The sequence below is a fragment of the Glaciimonas sp. PAMC28666 genome (assembly GCF_016917355.1).
GTDB lineage: Bacteria > Pseudomonadota > Gammaproteobacteria > Burkholderiales > Burkholderiaceae_D > Glaciimonas.
In genome coordinates this window covers 1,873,512-1,894,248 of the sequence record NZ_CP070304.1, presented here as the reverse complement: position 1 = coordinate 1,894,248, position 20,737 = coordinate 1,873,512, and the positions used below count along the sequence as shown (strand labels likewise).

The window sequence follows — 20,737 nt, the reverse complement described above, 5'->3', positions numbered from 1 at the left end:
GAAAACGATCATGTTGATAATCAAAAGCCTCTGCAAACTTTGCCGTATCCGTTCCATGCTATGCGGCATGACGATGTTGTTCTTGTTCGGCATGGGACAGGCCGATGCGTTAAGTAATCAGCCTTTAACAGCGCAGCCTTTAACAGCGCAGCCTGCAACAGCGGCCTCAGGAGACGCGCAGATTGGAACCTATAGCGCTCAGACCCGTGCCGATGATTGGGGCAATCCGTGGCCTGATAAAGGTACGTGGAACTTGCCGGACGAGGCTCCCGTCAATTTACACCGGGTAGATAATCCGCCGGGCGCGCGTTTTCGACTTCCCGGAATGAGCAGGGTGGATACCACCGCCATCAAGGTCAGCATGCGCTCCGCGCTTCCGGGTGGCTCTTTTGGTGGTTGGCACGAGGAACTGATTGATCTGGGAGGGCCAACTACGGAGACCAGATTTGAGGCTTACATTGAAGAAAGCAGAAAGTGGACCCCGGGCGTGATCGTGGAGATCATGTTCAAACCTTTGGAAGGCAATCTCATAGCAAAAAGCTGGTCCGATGTGAAGCAGTTCCGTATGACCGCGCAGCCGAAACCCGGAGTGTGGCGTTTTCCGGCCGATAATATTCTTCAGGACTGGTCGGGAACGCTGTTTCAAATAGGCGGTAGCTCAAGCGCTGTTGCGGGAGAAGCAGCAGCCACTGGCTTGAACGCGGGTGTCAATAAAATTACGGTATCGACCAAAAAAAATAGCGAAGCCGAAGTGGAAGAAAGTAGAAATATCGCTGCGATTCAAGCTGGCGCGGCTTTTACATTTGATATTAGCGAAGGAAAAAAATGGCGTCCCGGTGACACTGTTGAAGTTAAATTTAAGGTGTGGAGAGATGGCATTGCGTCGGATTGGTCCCCCTCCCGCATCTTTTATTCCGGTGGCATACCAGTCCAATGGATCAGTCCAGGTATAAATAGTTGGTACGGACCGTCAGCTGATAATTTGTTCAAGGTGAGCGGAAGAACAGACCCTGCGGTTGATCAGGTTGACGTCGGCTGGTGCTCTGCGGATCATAAGGCTTGCGGTCGAACCTTGTTCCAGAATGTTCGGGTTGGGGCAGACGGCATATTCAGGGATGTTGTTGTTCCGGCTAGTAAAGATTGGATAATTGGTACCGACTATTTGGTGACTATGACGGTCAAAAGGCGGGGACAAACGTCGGATGCGTCGCCGGAGCGACGTTTCCGCACGAGGTTCCTCGCGGACTGGGTTAGTCCTGCAGCGGGCTCCGAGTATTGGCCGGTAACGAACGGTCCATTCATTCTCGGCGGGAAAACTGAGGCCGGTACCCAGAGTATCGAAATACGTTCGAGAGCAAATTATGTTGGTCAGTGGACCGTGAAAACACATCCGGTCAAATTAGATAGTTACAACGCTTTTAATGTTGCTGTCGACGGTAGTACAGATTGGCTTCTGGGCAATCGACACGTGCAATTTCGTGGAATTCGTAATGGTATTGGCCAGGACTGGTCATCATTACGCTCCTTTAAGGTAATGCTTGCCCCAGTCACGCAGCGCTGGATCAGCCCGGATGATAATAGCCACTATGTGCCTCTAGCAAGATATCCGTTGCGGGTTAAGATGGAGACTGATCCGGGCGTGAATGAGATCCTCATAGAGTCTAAATTGCAGAGTCAAAGCGATAGTGCAGCCACACGCACACGGATTAAAGTCGCCCCAGCTGAGCACGCCGGTGTTATCTACAACTTTGCCGTCTCCGAAAGTGTGAATTGGCAAGCGGGTCAACGTTACGAAGTCAAGTTTAAGGTTTCACGAGGCGGCGTGTCAGCGGTAGATTGGTCAACCTCGCGCACCATTTATGCTCCTTATACGGAAGCACCAACGCGTCTCGACTGGATAAGCCCCGACGAAGGCAGTCAATACATTCCGGCCGCCGGTCAACCGTTGACAATTAGTGGCACGGTTGATCCCGGCGTGGATACGATTTCGACACAGTTCAGAATTCAGGGCGGCAACTATGGCAGCGCGTGGCACTCTGTCCCTGTCAAGATTGATAGCGCGAATAAATTCAGCGCGGTACCGATTCCCGACAGCGTAAATTGGGAAGCTGGAAAGCATTACGAGGTGCGATTTTTTTCCGGGCGAGATGGCGTTGGTTCGGCCGCATGGTCAGCCTCCCGCACCATTCAGGTTCCTTATCCTGCTTTATCCCGTCTCGACTGGATAAGCCCCGACGAAGGCAGTCAATACATTCCGGCCGCCGGCCAACCGTTGACAATTAGTGGCACGGTTGATCCCGGCGTGGATACGATTTCGACACAGTTCAGAATTCAGGGCGGCAACTATGGCAGCGCGTGGCACTCTGTCCCTGTCAAGATTGATAGCGCGAATAAATTCAGCGCGGTACCGATTCCTGATAGCGTGAACTGGGAAGAGGGCAAGCGCTACGAGGTGCGATTTTTTTCCGGGCGAGATGGCGTTGGTTCGGCCGTATGGTCAACCTCCCGCACCATACTTGTTCCATATTCCGCGCTGAAACGCCTTGACTGGATTAGTCCCGACAACGGCAGCGCATATGCGCCATCCCCTGGCAATTCGCTTAAGATTAGCGGCAAAGTTGATCCCGGGGTTAACTGGATTTCAACACATATTAAGTTACAAGGCAGCGCCGACGAGGGCCGGCAGAATTTTGCTGTTGCCGTCACGTTAGACAGCGAGAACGTGTTCCGTGATATGCCGGTTCTCAAGAGCGATCAATGGGAAGAGGGTAAGACGTATGAAGTCAAATTCGCTTCCTGGAGAGATAACGATCAATCGGCGGACTGGTCGCAGACCCGCACGTTTCACGTGCCGTACACCTACCCGACCAAGGTCGAGTGGATCAGTCCGGCGGATGGCAGCGCGTACACCCCGTTGACTGGTCACCCGTTATTGATAAGCGGCAGCACTGATCCGGGCGTAAATCAGGTGGCTGTATGGTGGCAAGAAATTGACGCAAAAAACCGTGGCGCTTACTCACCGCCGATTGACGTGATTCTGGACAGCAATAATGAATTCAACAATGTCCCTGTCACAGGGAGTGAAAGTTGGAAAGAAGGAAAGACCTATGACGTGCAATTCAAGGTTCTCAGACCGGGTCCGCTTGCTTCAAATTGGTCGTCGGTTCGCAAGATACACGTACCCGTAAAGATACCGGGACAGCCCACCTGGATCAGTCCAGCTACGGATAGCTGGCAGCGGCCGTCTCAGGAGCAGCCTCTGGTGATTCGCGGCAACGCCATAGCCGGCGTCGAAGAGATCAAGGTGTTCTGGAAAAATGAGAAGGATCATGAGTCCGGCGCGACCGGATACCTGAAAATTGACGCTCAGGAAGAGGACGGCAGCTTCAGTTTCAAGTTTGCGGAAAGCGAAAAATGGTCACATGACAGCGCGTATGAGGTCTGGTTTTCGGTAAAACGACTCGGAGCCGAATCAGTCATCTCGACGCCGCGGCGCTTTTTGGTTGATCGCCTTGCGCCGACGCTCTCTGAATTGACACAATCGATGTCTGACGATGGTCATTACACCCTCAGCGGCACTGCCATTGATGCGCAGTCCGGATTAGGTTTCAATGGTGACGGTAATGCGGCAATGGTGATTCGCTGGCGAACTGACGATGCGACGCCGTGGTCGGAGGGAACCACGCTGGATGTCTCAGCAGCGGGCGAATTTTTGTTTGGCCTGACAGCTGAGCAGCTCAATAAAAGCTGGACGGTACAGGTTGAGATGACGGCAACTGATCGCGTTGGCAATGTGCTGACGCAGCTACTGGTTCCTTATGTAACACGACCTGTGGTTAAGTTGGATGTCAATCGCGTCAAATGGACGCCCGCCCCGAACACTGCCGATAGCAGAAGTCTGCCCGGCGTTAGCGAAGGGGGCCGCCCGGCGAATGCTTCTGGTAGCGAAATGTTTGCAGGCGATACTTTTTCGTACAGCGTCAACGTGATTGGGAAAAAGGGAAAAGCGGAAAACCTGAACCTCACTTATACGCTCCCGCCTGAGTTGGAAATGCACGGTGTGCCTGTCCTGACGATGATCGCGAAAAATAGCGCAATGCTGAACTCTGAGTGGAATGGTACCGAAGAACATGCGCAATTGTTGATTGCAGGTGCGTCCTTGGGCGCGGCTGATGGATTTAATATCAGCATACCCTTGAGAGTGAGAGCAGATGCAGTTACTTCGACGGAGAGTCGCATTACCTTGCACGCCGATGGCCTTCCGGATTCCAGCTTTAGTGATGTCGTTATTCTAGTGCCGTATCAAGGCGCGCTGAAACTAGTGAAGAGCGTCAACAAAGACAGCGCAAAAGAAGGCGATACGCTGGAATATACCATTCGGTTCAGCAATACATCGGCGTCATTTATCGTGATGGAAGAGATTCACGATCCTATCGACCCGCGCATGAGGTTGGTAAATTTAACCTGCGGCGAGGACTTACCGCCAGACCTGATTTGCTCTATCAGTGAGAGTGAAACAACGGCAGTCTGGAAGTTTTCGGGGCGATTACCGGCTGGTGGATCAGGGGCGGTTGGATATAGCACAACCATTACACCGCCCGATAATCAAGAGAGCAGGTAACGCAAAGCCTTCGATTTACCACTGCGCTATGTTAAAAAAACAGCGGTCGCTCTTAATAATTTGGTATTTGAACTTAGCGCAAGTGCGTGGGCCTCTTTACGCATGTCCGACCAATGATGTGAGCGCGCGTTTGTCTTTAAACGGCCGCAGTGAACATACCAACGCCTATGTCCCATTTAAAAGATAGCGGGTATCCGGCTGATATTTAGTTGTGCAATACCGAAATTGAAATAACAAATATTTGGCATTAAACCGTGCGCTAAGCGTCAGGATAGCGTGAAAATCATACCTATTTAATTGCTATAAGAGGCATTAATTGGGTTTTCAAAGACCAGATGGTACTCAGCTTGGGCTTCTATTAATGACGCTACCTTAGATTCAAAAAGCAAGGCGGTAAGTAAATATAGTACTCATGCATTCGATAAAACGATCGATGCAACGAAAGGCTTGCCATTTGTTACTGCGAATCCTTTCATTGTTTCCGGGTGACGCTTATTAACCTTCGTCGTATAAGATCAAATCATATATTTTAATCACGAGACATTATTTTTGCGATAAAAATTTTAGGTGCTGCAATATTAAAAATCTCTAAATCAAGATATTTCTTATAAGACGCGTGAGATATTCACTCGTTATAGGAAAGAAAACGTCCGTTCTCGATTAGATAATTCTATATTTTCCATTCGATTGAGTAAACGTATGAATAGCGCTTGATACCGATTTAAGATACACGTTCTTAATAAAAATTTCTCATACTTCGTGAAAGAACACATATTATTTATAGTTCTTTTATTATGTCAAATAATAATTGTGATTCTTGATGCTGGCAGATTCTAGTTAATTTTTTTGATGGATCTTCGGAAGATGTCGTCTAAACAAACCAATCAACAAAGTTAAATTTTTAGTAAGTTTCATTAAATTCCTTTTGTAGTTAATACAATTTTCAATCTCATAAAAAACATGAAAACCAAACACTTTAGAATGTCGCCCGCCATCGGGCTGGTAGCTGCTCCATTGTTACTGATGCTGTGTGGTCAGAGTATGGCCGCGCCACCAAAAATTGATCGATTAGAAGCTGTTAATCCTTATGTAGATAACGCAAAAATTCGTACCTCGACCAACTGGGCTCCGCTCGCCAATTCGATCTGTTGGTACTCAGGTTGGGCTGCTGTTGATAGCGCTACCTTAGGTTGCCAAAGCAAAGCCGCAGGCAACATGAACATAGAAATGATCGGCGATTCTTCTAATGGATCCGCTACTTATCATGTCAATTGGACAGTGCCAGAATCAAGCTTGTTTGTAGGTAACAACACAATCACCGCAAAGTTGTGCAAAGGCGGAGAGTGCGATACTAAAACTGAGACGATCTATTTTAACGGCAGCACCGCGCTCCCTACATTTGATTACGCAACCTCGGTTACAGGGCTAACGGAAAAAACGGTTGTTCTCAATAACGATGGTGTTATGGGTACTGAGCCGGTTTCTATGCGGGACGAAAATTTCGTTGTCGGTGGCTACGTATCGGAATGGGCCCAATACAATCGTAAATTCGATCTTGAAAAAGTGGAAGCCAGCAGTTACACCAATTTGGTGTATGCGTTTGTCGGTATTTGTGGCGACACGGGTGAGAAACACGCAACTGTGAGTAAGGCATGTAACGAGCTTGGACGTCAAAACTATGAAATCACGCCGCTTGATGTCTGGGGTGGTTTTCAAACCGCGATCAGCGAGCGTCAAAAGGGATATGCCTGGAACGATGCGGCCTACGGCGGTATTCAAAAAAAGAATTATGATGCGTTGAACACTGGCAATACCCGAGGATTGATGGGGCAATTGCTGCATCTGAAACAAAACAATAAAAATCTGAAACTAGCAGTCAGCGTCGGTGGCTGGACCCTTTCGACACCGTTCCCGGTACTCGCCGCGAGCCCTGAGAAACGGAAGATATTTATTAATTCAGTCGTCGCCTTTGTCGATAAATGGCAGCTTGATGAAGTTGATCTTGACTGGGAATTTCCAAAGTCGGAAGTGGATGGTCGGAATTTTGTGACGCTGGTCGACGAACTAAAAAATGCGCTCAATGCAAAATTCGGTAAGAACACCAAAACCATCTCCAGCGCTGTAGGCGCGACGGACCAATATATCAATGCCGTTGGTCGTGATAACTACGCGCGATTAGGCGCTTCGTTGGATAAAATTTATTTGATGAATTACGACTTTTGGGGTGCATGGTCAAATAAACTTGGTCATCAAACTAATTTATCCGGCCCGGCTGCGGACTTTAGTGCTGAAAAAGCGATTAAACTTCTTGAGCAATATGGCGTTCCTAAGAAAAAGATAATTTTAGGCGTGGCGAACTATTCACGTGGTAAAAAAGGACAAATTCAACGCCCAGGCGAGCCGGAGTCAGCGATTCACGTGAGCGGCGATCAGGTATTTGGCACGTATGAGGCTACCGTTCTGGAAGGCTATGATCTGTTCAGCAATATTGCGGGCGCTGATCTTAAAGGTAAAAACAATTTTTCATTGTTTACCGATAAAAAATTCAACGCAGATTATTACTATAATCCGACCAGCCAGGTATATTTTAGTATCGATACACCACGCACCGCTTTCAAAAAAGCACAGTATGCAAAGGAAAATGGTTTAGGTGGCGTTTTTGGCTGGTCAGTTGAGCAAGATCACTTGGGGTACAACGTTAATGCGATGAACGAAGGTTTGGGTAACAAGCTGGAAAACAAGTTTACATCAGTGCATGAACGTGAAGTGATGTATGAGACTTGCGGTACCAACTTGACTTCGGAAGACTGTGCTGGAATCGGCAAAGAGCCCGTTTTTGAAGTTGGCGCGTCTCACACTGAGATAAACGCATTGACCAGCGTAAAATTGACAGCGAACGTGTCGAATGTGCCAGCAAACGATTATAAATTTACATGGACTCAAACCGCCGGTACGCCCAAAGTTACGATTGATTCTGCGCTCTCGCAAAACGCTAATGTTTTAATTCCTGCTGTGACAAAGAAAACGACGTTTGAGTTTGCAGTTGAAATAGAGAGTAAGAAATCGTCGTTTAAAAAGGAATTTCGAACTAAAGTGATCGCGCAACCGGGACCGATAAAGCCGATTAATGCGATTATTGTGGCCTATCGCCAAGGGTATTTTGCCGGAAATTTGGTGCGTATGAACGCTACCAAGTCTAGCAGCGCGGATGGTACGCCTCTCACGTATTTGTGGGAGCAACTTTCAGGTCCAAAGCAGAGACTTGACTATGGAAATGTCCGTACTAGTCGCTATCTGGAATTTATTCTGCAAAATGTTACATCCGATACGAAACTTAAATTTAAGCTGACGGTAAAAAATAAAGCTGGGCTTACATCAAGTGATGAAATAGAAATTATTGCCACCAAACTGGCTCCCAAAAAGCCAATTGCCGAGGCAAGATCTCGATATATATACAATGAAATCCTTGGTACCGACCATTTGATTTTAGACGGCACATATTCAAGAGACACGATGCATGCAGGTAAGATGACATATAAATGGAAGCAAATTTCAGGCCCATCTATCGGTGTCAATGAAGATGATACCGACGGTTACATGATTTTGATGTTCCGTCCATTTACTAAGAAAACCGAACTTGTCTTTGAAGTGACCGTCACGAATGCTTTCGGACTTTCATCCAAAGCAACTAGGGTCGTCACTGCGGTACCACGCTAAATTGTGATTAGGTTGTATTAAATACGACTGATGGCGTCTCTTTATTCCCCTCTTGGCTTAGCCAGCAGGGGAATTTTCGTTGAAAAATGTTACGAATATTTGTCTGTTAAGGCTCACTCAGTTATAGCGCGCTTAAACAATAATTCGGTTTTTCTACCCCGTGTTACAAGTACCAGAATGACCGTCCGCTTTACTAAATAAATCAAATTTCTTCACAACGATCCTCATGCCTACTCGAATTAACGCTCCGCAAACACGGTTCGCCCTGATTACTCCTGTCTACCAGACAACAGCCTCAGACCGTCTGCAAAACGATAAGACAGCACTTTTCGATGAGTGGGACAGTTGGGGGAATGATGCCGTCCCCGGCGCAGGCGAACAACGTGATACGGCGGTCGCTAAAATGAAAGACTGCTATGAAAGGGGGGAGAATATATTGAATCTGGAGTACCTTAACCTAAACACGTTGCCGGATCATTTGCCCCCCCACGTAACAAGTCTGTGTGCCGGGCACAATCGACTCAAGTTTCTGCCAGAGTCGTTGCCCGAGGTTCTTACTTTGATTGATGTGAGCGAAAATGAGCTTAGCAGTTTGCCTGCATCTCTGCCCGTTTTATTGGAGGAACTTAACGTTTCGCACAATCAATTAAGGCAACTGCCGGATGATCTTCCGGTCCGTCTAACTTCTCTTCTTGCATGCAATAATCGCTTGACGCAGGGGCCCAGATCCTGGCCCGGCACTCTCACAGAGCTGATGCTTGATGACAACCGATTGGCGGGACAAATAGAGAAATTACCCGACGGTTTGATACATCTTGGTTTAAGCAATAATCAACTGACGCAACTAGGACCTTTACCCTCGGCATTAAGGTATCTTGAAGTTAGCCAGAACCGATTGGCGTTTTTGCCACCGTTACCCGCGCGTCTGAGGGAACTTCAAGCGAATTACAATCAGTTAGTCGATTTTCCACGCGATTTTCCCGATTGCCTGGAGAGATTAGAGTTACAGCATAACTTGATCAGCCGCACTCTTGTCAATATGCCAAGAAGCCCGAAATGGTTTATTGTCAATCACAATCGGTTGACCCAATTATGCGAGCAAGTCCCCCCATCTGTGATTCGGCTTGAGGCTTCCAATAATCTGCTTACTTTCCTTCCGGAGTTACCTGGTCAACTGAGACAACTTCATGTTGAAAGTAATCAGCTAACGGATCTTCCGCCGTTACCAGGCTCTCTTAACGTGCTCGATGCGAGCAACAACTTACTGACCCGGCTTCCTTCGGTTACAGCGATTTCTCGAAATATGCTGATCATTTTGGACAATAATCCCCTCTCCGAAGACTCACGGCAAACCATCTCGCGGCTAGCCGATGACCGTGGTCACCGCGGCGCTCAGTTTCATTTCTCAATGACCGCAGCAGAGTCCGTGACATCGGTGAAGCCGATTGAAGCTATTTTTAAATCGTGGTATCCAGAAGATCAACTAGCAATTGCCGTGGCATCCTGGCAAGCCATCGCGGGCGAGGATGGTGCACCGGCCTTTCTGAAGTTTCTTGATCGATTAAGCGAAACCGGCGATACCAATTTCCCCGGATTTAAGCGTTGTATCGCGGATTGGCTGGCTGATCTGGTCGCGACGCCGCCTTTACGGGATCAGACCTTTTGGCTCGCCCATGATGCGACAACGACCTGCGAAGACCGTGTTTCACTGACTTTCACGATGATGCAAAATGCGCGCGCAGCGAACGAGGTGGAAAACCGGTGTTATGACGCGCGATTGCCGGAGCTCATTAGCGTCGCTAGAAATTTGTTTCGACAGGAATGTCTCGAGCAAATTGCCCGGCGTCACGTGACGACGCTAAACTTTGTGGATGTGATCGAAGTTTACTTAGCTTTTCAGGTCAAACTCCGAACCAGATTGCAAATCATCGCTCCGATAGAAGAAATGCGCTATTTTGGCGTTTCTCATGTCAATGAAGATGATCTGGAGGTTGCCGATCTACAGGTAAAAAATCGCGAAAACAACGAATTTTTGACGTGGCTTACTTCATGGGCGCCGCTGGAAGGCGTTATCAAAAGGGTGGATGAAGTCCTTTATGCTCGGATGCGAAAAGAATTGGATGACGCATTGGAGACAACGTTTGAGGATCAGCTTAAGGCATCGCTAGCGGCGGTCAATCTTGCGGGTGACGCAGATGCCATCAGAATCAAGGGTAAAGAAATCATGGATCAGTTAATGCATAGCATTAAGTTGCGCAACATTGAAAACTTCTTCGCTCAAAGAGGGCTGCAGGCTTCGTTAATGCCATTCTGGGCTGACTAACTTAGTGTTTTATTTCCGATCCCTGGACAGGATCGGAGAGCGCTATGCTTCGGCCAGGAGATGCCCTTACAGTGCTTTCGAAACCGTCTTGTGTCGCAACAAACTATTCAGATCCGCTATGTCGGCTTCGGTCAGGGCGGCGATTCCAGCTTTTAATTTCAGACCCTCCAGCAGCATTTCATAGCGCGCCTTCAGCAAATCCCGTTGAATTTGGTAGCGTTTATTTTCGATTTCCAGCAGGTCAGTGTTCAGACGCATATTTTCTTCAAATGCAAGGCGATTTGCATCCACCGCTTTACTTGCATATTGCTCCGCCTTTCTAAGTGCGGCGTCACGGGCGGCGGCGCTATGCAGGTTGAGGTAGGCCTCCTGAACGTCGAGCCTGGCGACACGGCGCGCTTCTTCCATGTTATTTTCTGCCTTGCTTTTCAAGGCAACCGCTTCATTTACTCTACTATTGGTGATGAGGCCGTCAAAAATCGGCATGTGGATTTCTAACCCGATCCGATTGTTATGGCCGCCGTTCAGGAGCAATTGCGGTGTGTCGGTATTTTGAATGCGTTGATAATCGTGGCTTGCCACCAGGCTGGCACTTGGACTGTATCCTGCGCGCGATTTCTTTACTTCGTTACGTGCAATCGCTAGTGACAGCGTAGCATGCTGGACGGAATAATGGTCACGTTTTGCCTGCTCTTCAAATGCGGCGAGTTGCTCCAGAGCCTCCGGCACTGGAGTAAGTGTATCGCTGAGTGCCAATAGACTTGGTTGGTGCAAGCCGCTGATCTGGCCAAGCGCGGCTTTTTTTAATGCTAGTTGGTTAAGCGCACGGATTTCATCGGCTTTACCCAGATTATATTGTGCCTCGGTTTCATTGGTATCCATGATCGTGGCCGCACCAGCTTCAAGACGCCTTTGGTTCATTGTCAGTTGTTCGCGCAACATGCGGCAATGGTCACGGATTAAACGTAAGTCGTCGGTGGCAGACAATACTTCAAAATAGGTCTTTGCAACGGTGAGAATTAATTGCTGTTTAGCTTGTGCAAACTCAACGGCGGCTAACAAATTGATCAGCTGGGCCTGGCGATAATTCGGTAACGCCAAAGGATCAAACAGCGCTTGCGATACGGACAAGCTATAACCCTGGCTGTCATACCAGGCACTCGGTACTTCAGTGTCCTGAATCGATATGGCGGACTTCCCCTGACGGCGCGCAAAGGCATCGGCGCTGACCTTTGGTAGAAACATCGAGCGTGCCTGAGGCATTTTTTCCTGCTGTGCGCGATACGTATCCTGCGCAGCCAGGAATTGGGGATTGCTTTGAACACTTGCCTGGTAAACCTCGGAAAGATCGGCGGCAACAGCATGATGGGCAAGGTGCGCGCTGATACCGAGAAAGCCGATGGCTTGAATCACCATCCGAACAAAACGGCGTACCTTTCCCGGAGATTGCGGCAGAGATATGGTGGTAAATTTTAAATTCTTTATCATGATGACGTGCGCGAAAAAACCCGTTCGCGGATGCGATTAATCGGTGCGATGACCCATTCCAGTACGGTCTTGCGTTCGCCGACCAGATCGACCGTCAGACTCAAGCCATCGGAAAGGACTAGCAATTTTCCGTGCCGGTCGTAGGGCTGTTCCAGTCTTAAGGTTGCCTGGTAGTAGGTTTGTCCGGCCTTGAGTTTGACTGGCATATTATCGGGATTGCTGATGGGCATTTTGGAAATCCGTTCGATACGCGCGGGGAAGGTGCCATAGGTATCGGCCGGATAAGCGTCGAACCAGAGGCGCGCGTTTAAGTTGGTGTCAATCGTGCCGATATCCTGAGAGCCGATATAGGCGATAACGCGTGGTGTTGCGTCTTTTTGATTCGCTACCTCCATGGTCACAACCGATTTTTGGCCGGCCTGCACATTGTTTCCCAATACCTGCAATACATCGACAATAACGCCATCGCTGGGCGCATAAGCGGTGACGACGTCCTCAGTCATGGTGCTGATGTTCTGTATCAGTGTGAATTTTTGCGAAGCGATATCGTTACTGGATTTTTCGATGCGACCCAATTCACGCGCTAGATCTGTCGACACCTGTTGTAGTTGCTTACGGTTCTGATCTTGTTGCTGAGTCAGACGTATGCGCTCTAGCTGGCGCGACATGAATTGCTTGTTCATCTCTTGCCAATCAGAGAACGTGATGAGCCCGCTGGTATGGAGTTGCTTGCTACGATTCAGTTTTTCTTGTTCGATCCTGATCATGTCATCAGTGAGTTTGCCCGCTGATTGCAGCTGTATCTTTTCAGCTTCTAAAGCGCGACGATTTTCTACAGATGCGGCTTTGCTAAGTACAATATCCTGCTTGGTGAGCGCCAGATTCTTATCTGCCTCTTCTATTTGTGAACGCAGCGCAGATTGACGACTGTTCACCAAAGGGCCGTTCTCATTACCAATGGTCTGGGCAACGGAAAATAGCGGTGTCCCGCGTTTTACCGGCTGACCTTCTTTGACAAATACCGCCATCAGTGCTCCTGCGACTGGTGCTCTGATTTCGACCATGCGTGAGGCGCTCATGTAGATGCCGCGGGAGGGATGTATTTCTGCGTGCGATAGCAATATCGATGAGATGAGCAGAATTGCTATCATTATCGACGACATCCAAGCCACCAGTTTGATACCGATAATGGGATGTGCAAAGGGTTCGACTGCGGTCGTCTTCAGAAAAATTAACTGATGATATATGCGTTGGCGGAGCGTGCGTTGAATGAACATGGCTTACGGATAATGATAAAAAAAATTGGGATACGAATCCCAGCTGAGCCAATAGCCATCGCCGATGCTATCCCATAAATCCTGCGTCACTCGCTGCATCAATGGTGCGAGTTTAAGAACTGGGGCATCGGATATTGCGTCGACTTTGATCGTGAGCCCACCGTGCGCTGCGGATCCCTGCGTCTTCGCAATAAATATTGAAGCGCGTAAGCGCTTAGCGAGCAGGAAAGGGCTGGTGCAGATTTGCAATGACTTATTTTGATAACGAATCGTGCGGGTTGGACCGTAGTTCCCCCACAGATCGACTAATATTAGCACCGGCCAGTTTTTGTCTAAATGAGTTTGAATCTTTTGCAATAGCGCAGGTTCACCCGGGGCGACGAAATGGACGGTAACGCCTGAGCGTTGAGTTAGCGCAACGATCGCATCGGCGTTAAAATTCATTGCGGTCTGACGCCGAATTACCATCAACTCTGTGCCATTTTTTGAGCAATAGTTCGCTAGCCCGGCGACGCAAAAAAACAGATCTACCCAATGCAACGAAAATATGATGGGACGCACTGTAGCTGGGGCGAACAGTTCGGGGCATTCCTGCACCTGGACTTTGTTCTTAATGAGCTGCGAAGCGTCGCCTTGCTTTGTTCTGCAGAGAGTCCTGTAAAATCGGCCTATGTGCGCGTCAGCCTGTATATGCCGTAAAAACGTATCTTCCCGTTTTAATGATTGCATACTGGAAAAAATACGCTCATGGTTCAGGGCGAAGCGCCGATGATGTAAAAATAGAGCTGAGCCGGTAATCCACCAGATTAATCGTGCATACCAACCATGACCAATGATTTTCATACTGAAACCTGATGCAGCTGTCCTTGCTTTATTTCATAACGTGTAATATCGGTAGAAAAAAGCGCTGGTTCATGGCTGCAAAACACGAGTGCCATTGGGGTCGCACAAAGGTTAGCAATAACCTGACGTGCGGTACTGTCATCCAGATTGGCGGTGATTTCGTCACATAGCAGGACGGCGGGGTTCGAATATAAAGCGCGGGCGATTGCCAACCGTTGCCGTTGCCCGGCAGAGAGTATTGGCGTGCCGGGGGTGAGCGGTGTCTGATAGCCGTGCGGCATTTTTAAAATGACGTCATTGATGCATGCCAATGTACAGACTTCTTCAATGCGCGCCATATCAGGGTCGACCGAGAATCCGCAGATGTTGTCGGAAAGACTGCCGGAAAAGAAGTCTTCATCAGCATGGATAATTTTTATTTTACTTCTGATATCTTGGGGCAGATAGTCGTCGAACGCGCTGCCGTTGACAATCACGGTTCCATTTGTTGGCGTCACCAGGCCACACATGATACGCAGGAAGGTAGTTTTTCCACTGCCACTCTCGCCTATAATTAAATGACGGCTTCCGGCGTTGATCGAAAAATTCAAGCCTTGAAATAGCGCGGAGGATCGGCCGGGAAAGCTATACGACAGGTGTTGCACGATCAGGGATGTTACCGAACCTAATGAATTGCGTTTGTCTGCGTTGCGATCCAACGTTTCGCAGGGGCTTTCCAGGTGGTCCTGAATGCGATTCAGCGGAACGTCGAGCGCGTCATGTTCAAGCCATCGTTGCATCAACTGGTCAGCGGCACCGGAAAATATTAATTTATATTGGACGAAGGCATATAACATTCCAATCGTCATATCGCCTGCAATGACTGCCGTTGCGCCCAAACCGATACACAAAATCTTTTCAAGCTGCATCATCCCATTGCCACCGCTAGTCAGAAATAGCATGATGCGGTCTTTGCGATAAGTACAATTCAATAATACGCGCAAATATTGATCAATTTTTTGCCCGCGCCCCCATTCCATCGCATTGGCTTTGAGTGACTGGATGTTCATTTCATTTTCTACGATGGCATTATCGAAGCGCCCTCGTGCGCTGATTTCCTGATCGAATTCTTTCTTATAACGTCCTTGCAAAAGCATGCGAAATACCAGAAGCAAGCTCATTGAGCAAAAAGTAATCAGCGATAGTTTTAGGCTGTAGGCCATCATAAAAAGGAGACCGACAATCAGTACTGTTGTCTTTACCGCAAAGTCGAGATACCCGTGTACAGCAAAGGTCGCCGTTGCGGTTGCGGTCTTGTCCAGTATGAGGCCGGTGCCTGAGCCAGAGCGCGTCGATGCCGACAAGGAGCGGTCCATCAAGCGCGTGTGGATCATCTGTGCTACAGCGCTGGTGTAGCGACTTTGCAGCGCAAGGGTCGCCAGGCTTTGTACAAAGTTGACGATCACCTCAAAGAAGTAGAGTAGTCCGAACAAACTGCCTATCATTAACACGTAGTCAACGTCGCCCTGCTTAATCGCGTTATCAACAGTCAACTGGATATACGATGGCCCTATAAACATGAGAATCAGGCCGATGATGGCCAGCGCGGTGCGGGCTGTGCGCAGACCGGTGGTGTCCCTGACGAGCGCAATGAAATCCTTGGCGCGTAATTTTTGTCCGGTCTTTTTGGGTGAGAATTCCGGCGTTGGGGCCAATTCAAGTACAAAACTGGTAAATTTTGCTTCCGCTTCCTGATGGGTAAAACGACGCTTTCCTAATGCCGGATCGATCACTTCAATGTAGCGCTTGGTGACGCGCTGGAGCACCACATAGTGGTTACCTTCCCAGTGCAGAATGGCTGGCGTCGCAATACTCTGCAACTGGTCGACCCGACCGCTTAGCGCGCGTGGCGTCAGCTTAAAGCGTATCGCCAGTTTGGCGAGATCCAGCATCGACATGCCGGCATCGATACTGACCGCATACTCGCGACGTAAAGAGAACAGTGACAGATTATGACCATAGTGCCCCAATACCATTGCGAGACATGCCAAGCCACATTCTGTAGGTTCGGTCTGGAGGACAAGAGGCGTTTTTTTGCGAAATGGAATGGAGAACACGATGTGAATAATAGTTAAAAATTGAATCGAAAAAGGCAAAAATAAGAAGGAAACTATAAGAACGTTAACGTGCGATGGCTATCTAGCGTGTTCGGCGCGCTTGTCCTCATGGACAGCTCTCGCCGCGAACGGCGAGGAGCACGAAACGCGACCTGAATTAACTAACTTGTGAGCCGACAACAGCGCCGATGACGGCACCAATTCCAGCCAGGACCGGATGACCGGAGACGCCAAGCATGCCAGCGCCAACACCAGCGCCGATCAAAGCACCCGTCCACGAACCGCCTTGGACATCGTTCAAGTCTTGTAAGTCAATAGTCATCATTGGGTTATGTAATGCGGTCATAATGTGTTCCTGTACGTAAAAAATGAATTTAAAAATGTAGCGCTTCTCTCTGTGCCTTCGAATAATGCAGCAGAGAGAAGATGGGAAGTCCTTAAAAAATTTGAATGCGCAATGAATATCCTGCGCATCCGAATATGGCTTTCTTTCGTAAGGTATTCCCGTTCCGAACGGCTAGCCGTTCGATATTAAAGTTTTACTTCAAGAAATTTGTGAGCCGATAGCTGCGCCAACCATGGCACCAAAAATTACCGCTGCCGGATTTAGAGCGAGGCCACCTGCGCCAGCGCCAATAAAGCCACCTACCGCCGCACCCACCCAAGAACCGCCTTGAACGGCGTTCAGGTCTTGCAAGTCAATTGTCATCATGGTGTTTTTTGCTGAAGTCATTATTCGTATTTCCTATAATTAAAAAAATAAAGGCGATCCATATAAATGGAAAAATATATGTATGCGCCTGATTTGCGAGATGCGAATATATACGAAATGACGTCCGTTAAAGTCATTCCTCCGACGACTTTTAAAAATTTAGAATGTTCTATGGATAGACCGGAAATGTCATAAAAAAAGAAAGATTTGTCGGTAGCAAAGCGAGATTAATCCGGGGGTTTTATTTTTAAAAAAGACGAATGTGGTTATGTTGCCTCAGCTAAGAAATGGCAAATGAATGAATGTGGACGACCATGCAACTTAAAAGAGAGTAATACCGGTCTGCTGAACAAAAAAACAGCCGGATGTATTTTTTTATATGCGAATTTAGCATATGAATAATTTATTTAATTCGTTTTGTCTCCTCAAATCTGGTGTTCCCGTTGCGCGGTGCTGCATAGCCATCACGCGCTGAGCGTTCTGATGTTCGCTCCTTACTGAAGGTAGGGGTAAGCCGATAATGAGGTGAAGAAGCGATATGGCGGAATATCTGGGCGACAGCCAACAGCGACGAATCGCTACCTATCTGGCGACCTGGATGGCGCGCACGGAGTGGCCGACCTGGCTGCTGGTGATTGGTATTTATGGAGGTTGGTCGCTCACCTTATGGTTTCGCTTCAATCTGACGTTATTACCGACAACGCTATTGCTGATCGGCTTTTGCGTCTGGTTTATGTCCTTGCAGCATGAAATTATGCACGGGCATCCCACGCGTTATATTTGGTTAAATAAAATGTTGGCGTACGCTCCGCTGGCAGTCTGGTACCCATATACCCTCTATCGGGAGAGTCATCTACGCCATCACAACGACGCCGACCTGACCCTGCCAGGGCTTGACCCGGAAACCCATTATGTCGACGCGGCTGTGTGGCAGGCGAGTGGTCGCCACATGCGGACCCTGTATCGTTGGCGCAAGACCTTTTGGGGGCGGATGCTGGTTGGACCATCAATGGCTATTCTCGACACATGGAAAGTCGCATTTCAACAAGTTTCATGCGGCGATTTTCGCTATGTTCGGATGGGGCTGACGCATGGGGGATTGTTGGCTGGCATGCTGGCGGGGATGCAGCATTTCTTCGGAATTTCCTGGTGGTACTACCTATTATTTATTGCCTATCCTGCCATGTCGTTGGCGATGGTCCGTTCTTATTTTGAACATAGGGCGGCCCCCGATTGCAAGCATCGGATCGTGATCAATGAAACTGGCTTGCCGATGCGCATCTTATTTTTGAACAACAATTACCATCTGGTACACCACGATTTGCCGCGCTTGCCATGGTATCTGATTGCGCGCGTGTATCAGGACGATCGGACAGACTATCTAAAGCGCTGTGGCGGTTTTAATCTCCATGGATATGGCGGTCTGATCCGCGATCATGGGTTTAATCCAATTGATGCTCCCCTTCATCCGATTGCCGCCGTGCGCTACGTGCTATAACGGCAGCATCGACTGCCTTGCCCTCGACCGTTTTCGTCCGATGTTGCGCGTAAGGTACCGCTTCCAGTAATCTCAAACGGTCTGCTCGAAGACGCTCTAAAATAGGCCCATTCGTCAAACAACCATCAAAAAATGCAGACTTGGAAAGTTGCACTGCCGATGTATAACATCGGCGCGACTCTCGCCGCCGATTATGAGCGTTTCCTGATTGCCGTCATCGCGGCGCTGCAGGCACGTGGTTGGCGGGAAGAGATTGAAATCGTGCACCAGATCGACGATCTGGAGAGATTCTGGCTGCGCTCAGACCTGTTGTTTAGCCAAGCCTGCGGCTACCCTCTAACCACCTCTTTGCGGGGGCGCGTGCGACTTCTGGGGACGCCGGTGTATAACGTGGCGGGATGTCACGGATTTTATTATCGCAGCCTGATCGTCACCAACGAAGCGTACGGACATCGCAATCCCGATAAACCACTTCGTGCATTAGCTGATTTCCGTGGGTGTAGCGGTGCGGTCAATCAGTCAACATCACATAGCGGCATGAATGCATTGCGTCATACGGTCGCGCCGTTTGCGCGCGCAGGCCAATTTTTTGATAAGGTACGGTTATCGGGTTCGCATCTTGAGAGTTTGGCGATGCTGCAAAGGAGCGAAGCCGATCTGGCGGCAATTGATTGCGTGACGTTTGCCCATATCGCGCATTATTTTCCCGAAAAAATTACTGGGCTGCGGGTATTGCAAGAGAGCCTGGCCGCGCCCGGATTGCCTTTTATTGCATCATTGCAGCTTAATCAGGCACAGTCGGCAATGGTAATGGAGGCATTAGAGGCAGTGTGTAAAAATGATCAAATCGTCGCGCCGTTGCGACTAGTTGGTCTGGCGCGCACCAGGGTAGAAGACTATCAAGCCATCACCGCTATGGAGGAATTTGCGGTCGCACTGAACTATCCGCGAATAGCATAGCAACTGTCGCCGGGGGCGCGCGCGCTGCGCGAAAGCGTATCTGGAGTGTATTAATATGGCGTACTGATTCTGCTGCTACGCTTCACTATTCCATCATAAGGGCAACGATAAAAATGACCATTCACTCAAAGCGGAAACTTCGTTACTTTTTTGCGCAGACGACGTTTACGCTGGGATGCGGGCTTGTTGCCCATGGGGTGCTGGCCGCAGCCTCAGTTGCGCCAGCTGCCGGCTCACCTATAACAGCGTCTTCCTGGTGCTCGAGCGGCAAGACTGTCAAATTCGCCGGTCTCAACTGGGAGAGCGGTTCGGTGTTGACTGAAGTCATGCGATCAGTCATGGAAAAAGGCTACAACTGTAAGACGGAAAGCATCCCTGGCAACACGGTGGCAATGGAAGTAGCGCTGTCAAAGAATGACATTCAGGTGCTGGCTGAGGAGTGGGTTGGACGGAGTGATGCGTGGAATACGGCGGCGAAGGCTGGCAGCGTGACCCCTCTCGGCAAAGTCATCGTCGGTGCCAGCGAGGGCTGGTACGTGCCGGAATATGTGATCAAGGGAGACGCCAGCCGGGGCATTAAACCGATGGCCCCTGCGCTGAAATCGGTTGCCGACTTGCCGACCTATAAAACGTTGTTCAAGGATATCGAAGAGCCTTCCAAAGGACGCTTTTTAAACTGTCCGACCGGTTGGACCTGCGAAGGTGTGAATACCCAAAAATTGAAGGCCTACAAGCTGACCGATAGCTACGTCAACTTCCGTCCTGGCACAGGGCCAGCACTCGATGCGGCAATTACCTCGGATTATCAACGCGGCAAACCGCTGCTGTTTTATTACTGGGCGCCCACTGCGCTCATGGGGAAGTTCAAATTCATTAAGCTGCAGGAACCGGCATTCAACGACGCGTGCTTCAAAACCCTGGCCAATAAAGACAATCCGAATCCCTGCGGTTCGGCAGCGCCCGAGGCGGTGATTCAGGTGGGAGTTTCTACTATCTTTAAAAACGCAGATCCGGTGCTGAGTAATTTTTTGTCAAAATTTAACATTCCACTGGACGTGCTGAACAAGTCGCTCGCCGAAATGGCCGATCAAAAATTAACGGCCCAGCAGGTTGCGCACAGTTTTCTGCAACAGCATCCCGAGATCTGGAAAAAGTGGATGCCTGCGGATATCGCGACCAAGATCAGCGCGAGCGTGAAGTAA

General features: G+C 49.1%; 12 protein-coding genes. 6 read left to right on the top strand and 6 right to left on the bottom strand.

The window, feature by feature from the left end; genetic code table 11:
- Positions 1-10 precede the first annotated feature (10 nt).
- The 3 genes from JQN73_RS08055 (at position 11) to JQN73_RS08045 (ending at position 10,661) form a co-directional block, all read left to right on the top strand.
- Entirely contained in the window at positions 11-4,621 is a 4,611-nt protein-coding gene (locus JQN73_RS08055) for a hypothetical protein (protein WP_205322559.1), read from the top strand.
- 960 nt (positions 4,622-5,581) lie between these two features.
- Positions 5,582-8,338, top strand: a complete 2,757-nt coding sequence (locus JQN73_RS08050) for a glycoside hydrolase family 18 protein (protein ID WP_205322558.1) — start codon at positions 5,582-5,584, stop codon at positions 8,336-8,338.
- Between the two features lie 226 nt (positions 8,339-8,564).
- Positions 8,565-10,661 (top strand): NEL-type E3 ubiquitin ligase domain-containing protein, encoded by a 2,097-nt coding sequence (locus JQN73_RS08045; RefSeq protein WP_205322557.1) that lies wholly within the window; start codon positions 8,565-8,567, stop codon positions 10,659-10,661.
- A gap of 66 nt (positions 10,662-10,727) precedes the next feature.
- Here JQN73_RS08045 and JQN73_RS08040 read toward each other — a convergent pair whose 3' ends face one another.
- From JQN73_RS08040 to JQN73_RS08015, 6 genes are all read right to left on the bottom strand, one after another.
- Positions 10,728-12,149: a TolC family outer membrane protein gene (locus JQN73_RS08040; protein ID WP_205322556.1), complete on the bottom strand. Its 1,422-nt coding sequence runs from the start codon at positions 12,147-12,149 to the stop codon at positions 10,728-10,730.
- The gene (locus JQN73_RS08035) at positions 12,146-13,300 is read right to left on the bottom strand and encodes an HlyD family secretion protein (RefSeq protein ID WP_205322555.1); all 1,155 of its coding nucleotides are present in this window, start codon (positions 13,298-13,300) and stop codon (positions 12,146-12,148) included. The genes JQN73_RS08040 and JQN73_RS08035 overlap by 4 nt, the downstream gene beginning before the upstream one ends.
- Before the next feature lie 129 nt (positions 13,301-13,429).
- Positions 13,430-14,269 (bottom strand): hypothetical protein, encoded by an 840-nt coding sequence (locus tag JQN73_RS08030; RefSeq protein WP_205322554.1) that lies wholly within the window; start codon positions 14,267-14,269, stop codon positions 13,430-13,432.
- Complete coding sequence (locus tag JQN73_RS08025; RefSeq protein ID WP_255542207.1) at positions 14,266-16,365, bottom strand: peptidase domain-containing ABC transporter; 2,100 nt, start codon at positions 16,363-16,365, stop codon at positions 14,266-14,268. Before JQN73_RS08025 ends, JQN73_RS08030 begins: the two co-directional genes overlap by 4 nt.
- A gap of 157 nt (positions 16,366-16,522) precedes the next feature.
- Positions 16,523-16,711 (bottom strand): Blp family class II bacteriocin, encoded by a 189-nt coding sequence (locus JQN73_RS08020; RefSeq protein WP_205322552.1) that lies wholly within the window; start codon positions 16,709-16,711, stop codon positions 16,523-16,525.
- A 198-nt stretch (positions 16,712-16,909) separates the two neighbouring features.
- Positions 16,910-17,098: a Blp family class II bacteriocin gene (locus tag JQN73_RS08015; RefSeq protein ID WP_205322551.1), complete on the bottom strand. Its 189-nt coding sequence runs from the start codon at positions 17,096-17,098 to the stop codon at positions 16,910-16,912.
- Positions 17,099-17,615: 517 nt separating this feature from the next.
- Here JQN73_RS08015 and JQN73_RS08010 point away from each other — a divergent pair.
- The 3 genes from JQN73_RS08010 (at position 17,616) to JQN73_RS08000 (ending at position 20,737) form a co-directional block, all read left to right on the top strand.
- Positions 17,616-18,575: a fatty acid desaturase gene (locus tag JQN73_RS08010; protein WP_205322550.1), complete on the top strand. Its 960-nt coding sequence runs from the start codon at positions 17,616-17,618 to the stop codon at positions 18,573-18,575.
- A 132-nt stretch (positions 18,576-18,707) separates the two neighbouring features.
- On the top strand, positions 18,708-19,535 hold the full coding sequence (locus tag JQN73_RS08005) for a phosphate/phosphite/phosphonate ABC transporter substrate-binding protein (protein WP_205322549.1): 828 nt from the start codon (positions 18,708-18,710) through the stop codon (positions 19,533-19,535).
- 113 nt (positions 19,536-19,648) lie between these two features.
- Positions 19,649-20,737, top strand: coding sequence for an ABC transporter substrate-binding protein (locus JQN73_RS08000; protein WP_205322548.1), 1,089 nt, complete (start codon positions 19,649-19,651; stop codon positions 20,735-20,737).

Coding starts and splice junctions, on each gene's coding strand:
- JQN73_RS08005 (WP_205322549.1), top strand. CDS start 18,708: ATGCAGACTTGGAAAGTTGCACTGCCGATGTATAACATCGGCGCGACT.
- JQN73_RS08010 (WP_205322550.1), top strand. CDS start 17,616: ATGGCGGAATATCTGGGCGACAGCCAACAGCGACGAATCGCTACCTAT.
- JQN73_RS08015 (WP_205322551.1), bottom strand. CDS start 17,098: ATGACTTCAGCAAAAAACACCATGATGACAATTGACTTGCAAGACCTG.
- JQN73_RS08045 (WP_205322557.1), top strand. CDS start 8,565: ATGCCTACTCGAATTAACGCTCCGCAAACACGGTTCGCCCTGATTACT.
- JQN73_RS08030 (WP_205322554.1), bottom strand. CDS start 14,269: ATGAAAATCATTGGTCATGGTTGGTATGCACGATTAATCTGGTGGATT.
- JQN73_RS08040 (WP_205322556.1), bottom strand. CDS start 12,149: ATGATAAAGAATTTAAAATTTACCACCATATCTCTGCCGCAATCTCCG.
- JQN73_RS08000 (WP_205322548.1), top strand. CDS start 19,649: ATGACCATTCACTCAAAGCGGAAACTTCGTTACTTTTTTGCGCAGACG.
- JQN73_RS08055 (WP_205322559.1), top strand. CDS start 11: ATGTTGATAATCAAAAGCCTCTGCAAACTTTGCCGTATCCGTTCCATG.
- JQN73_RS08020 (WP_205322552.1), bottom strand. CDS start 16,711: ATGACCGCATTACATAACCCAATGATGACTATTGACTTACAAGACTTG.
- JQN73_RS08035 (WP_205322555.1), bottom strand. CDS start 13,300: ATGATAGCAATTCTGCTCATCTCATCGATATTGCTATCGCACGCAGAA.
- JQN73_RS08050 (WP_205322558.1), top strand. CDS start 5,582: ATGAAAACCAAACACTTTAGAATGTCGCCCGCCATCGGGCTGGTAGCT.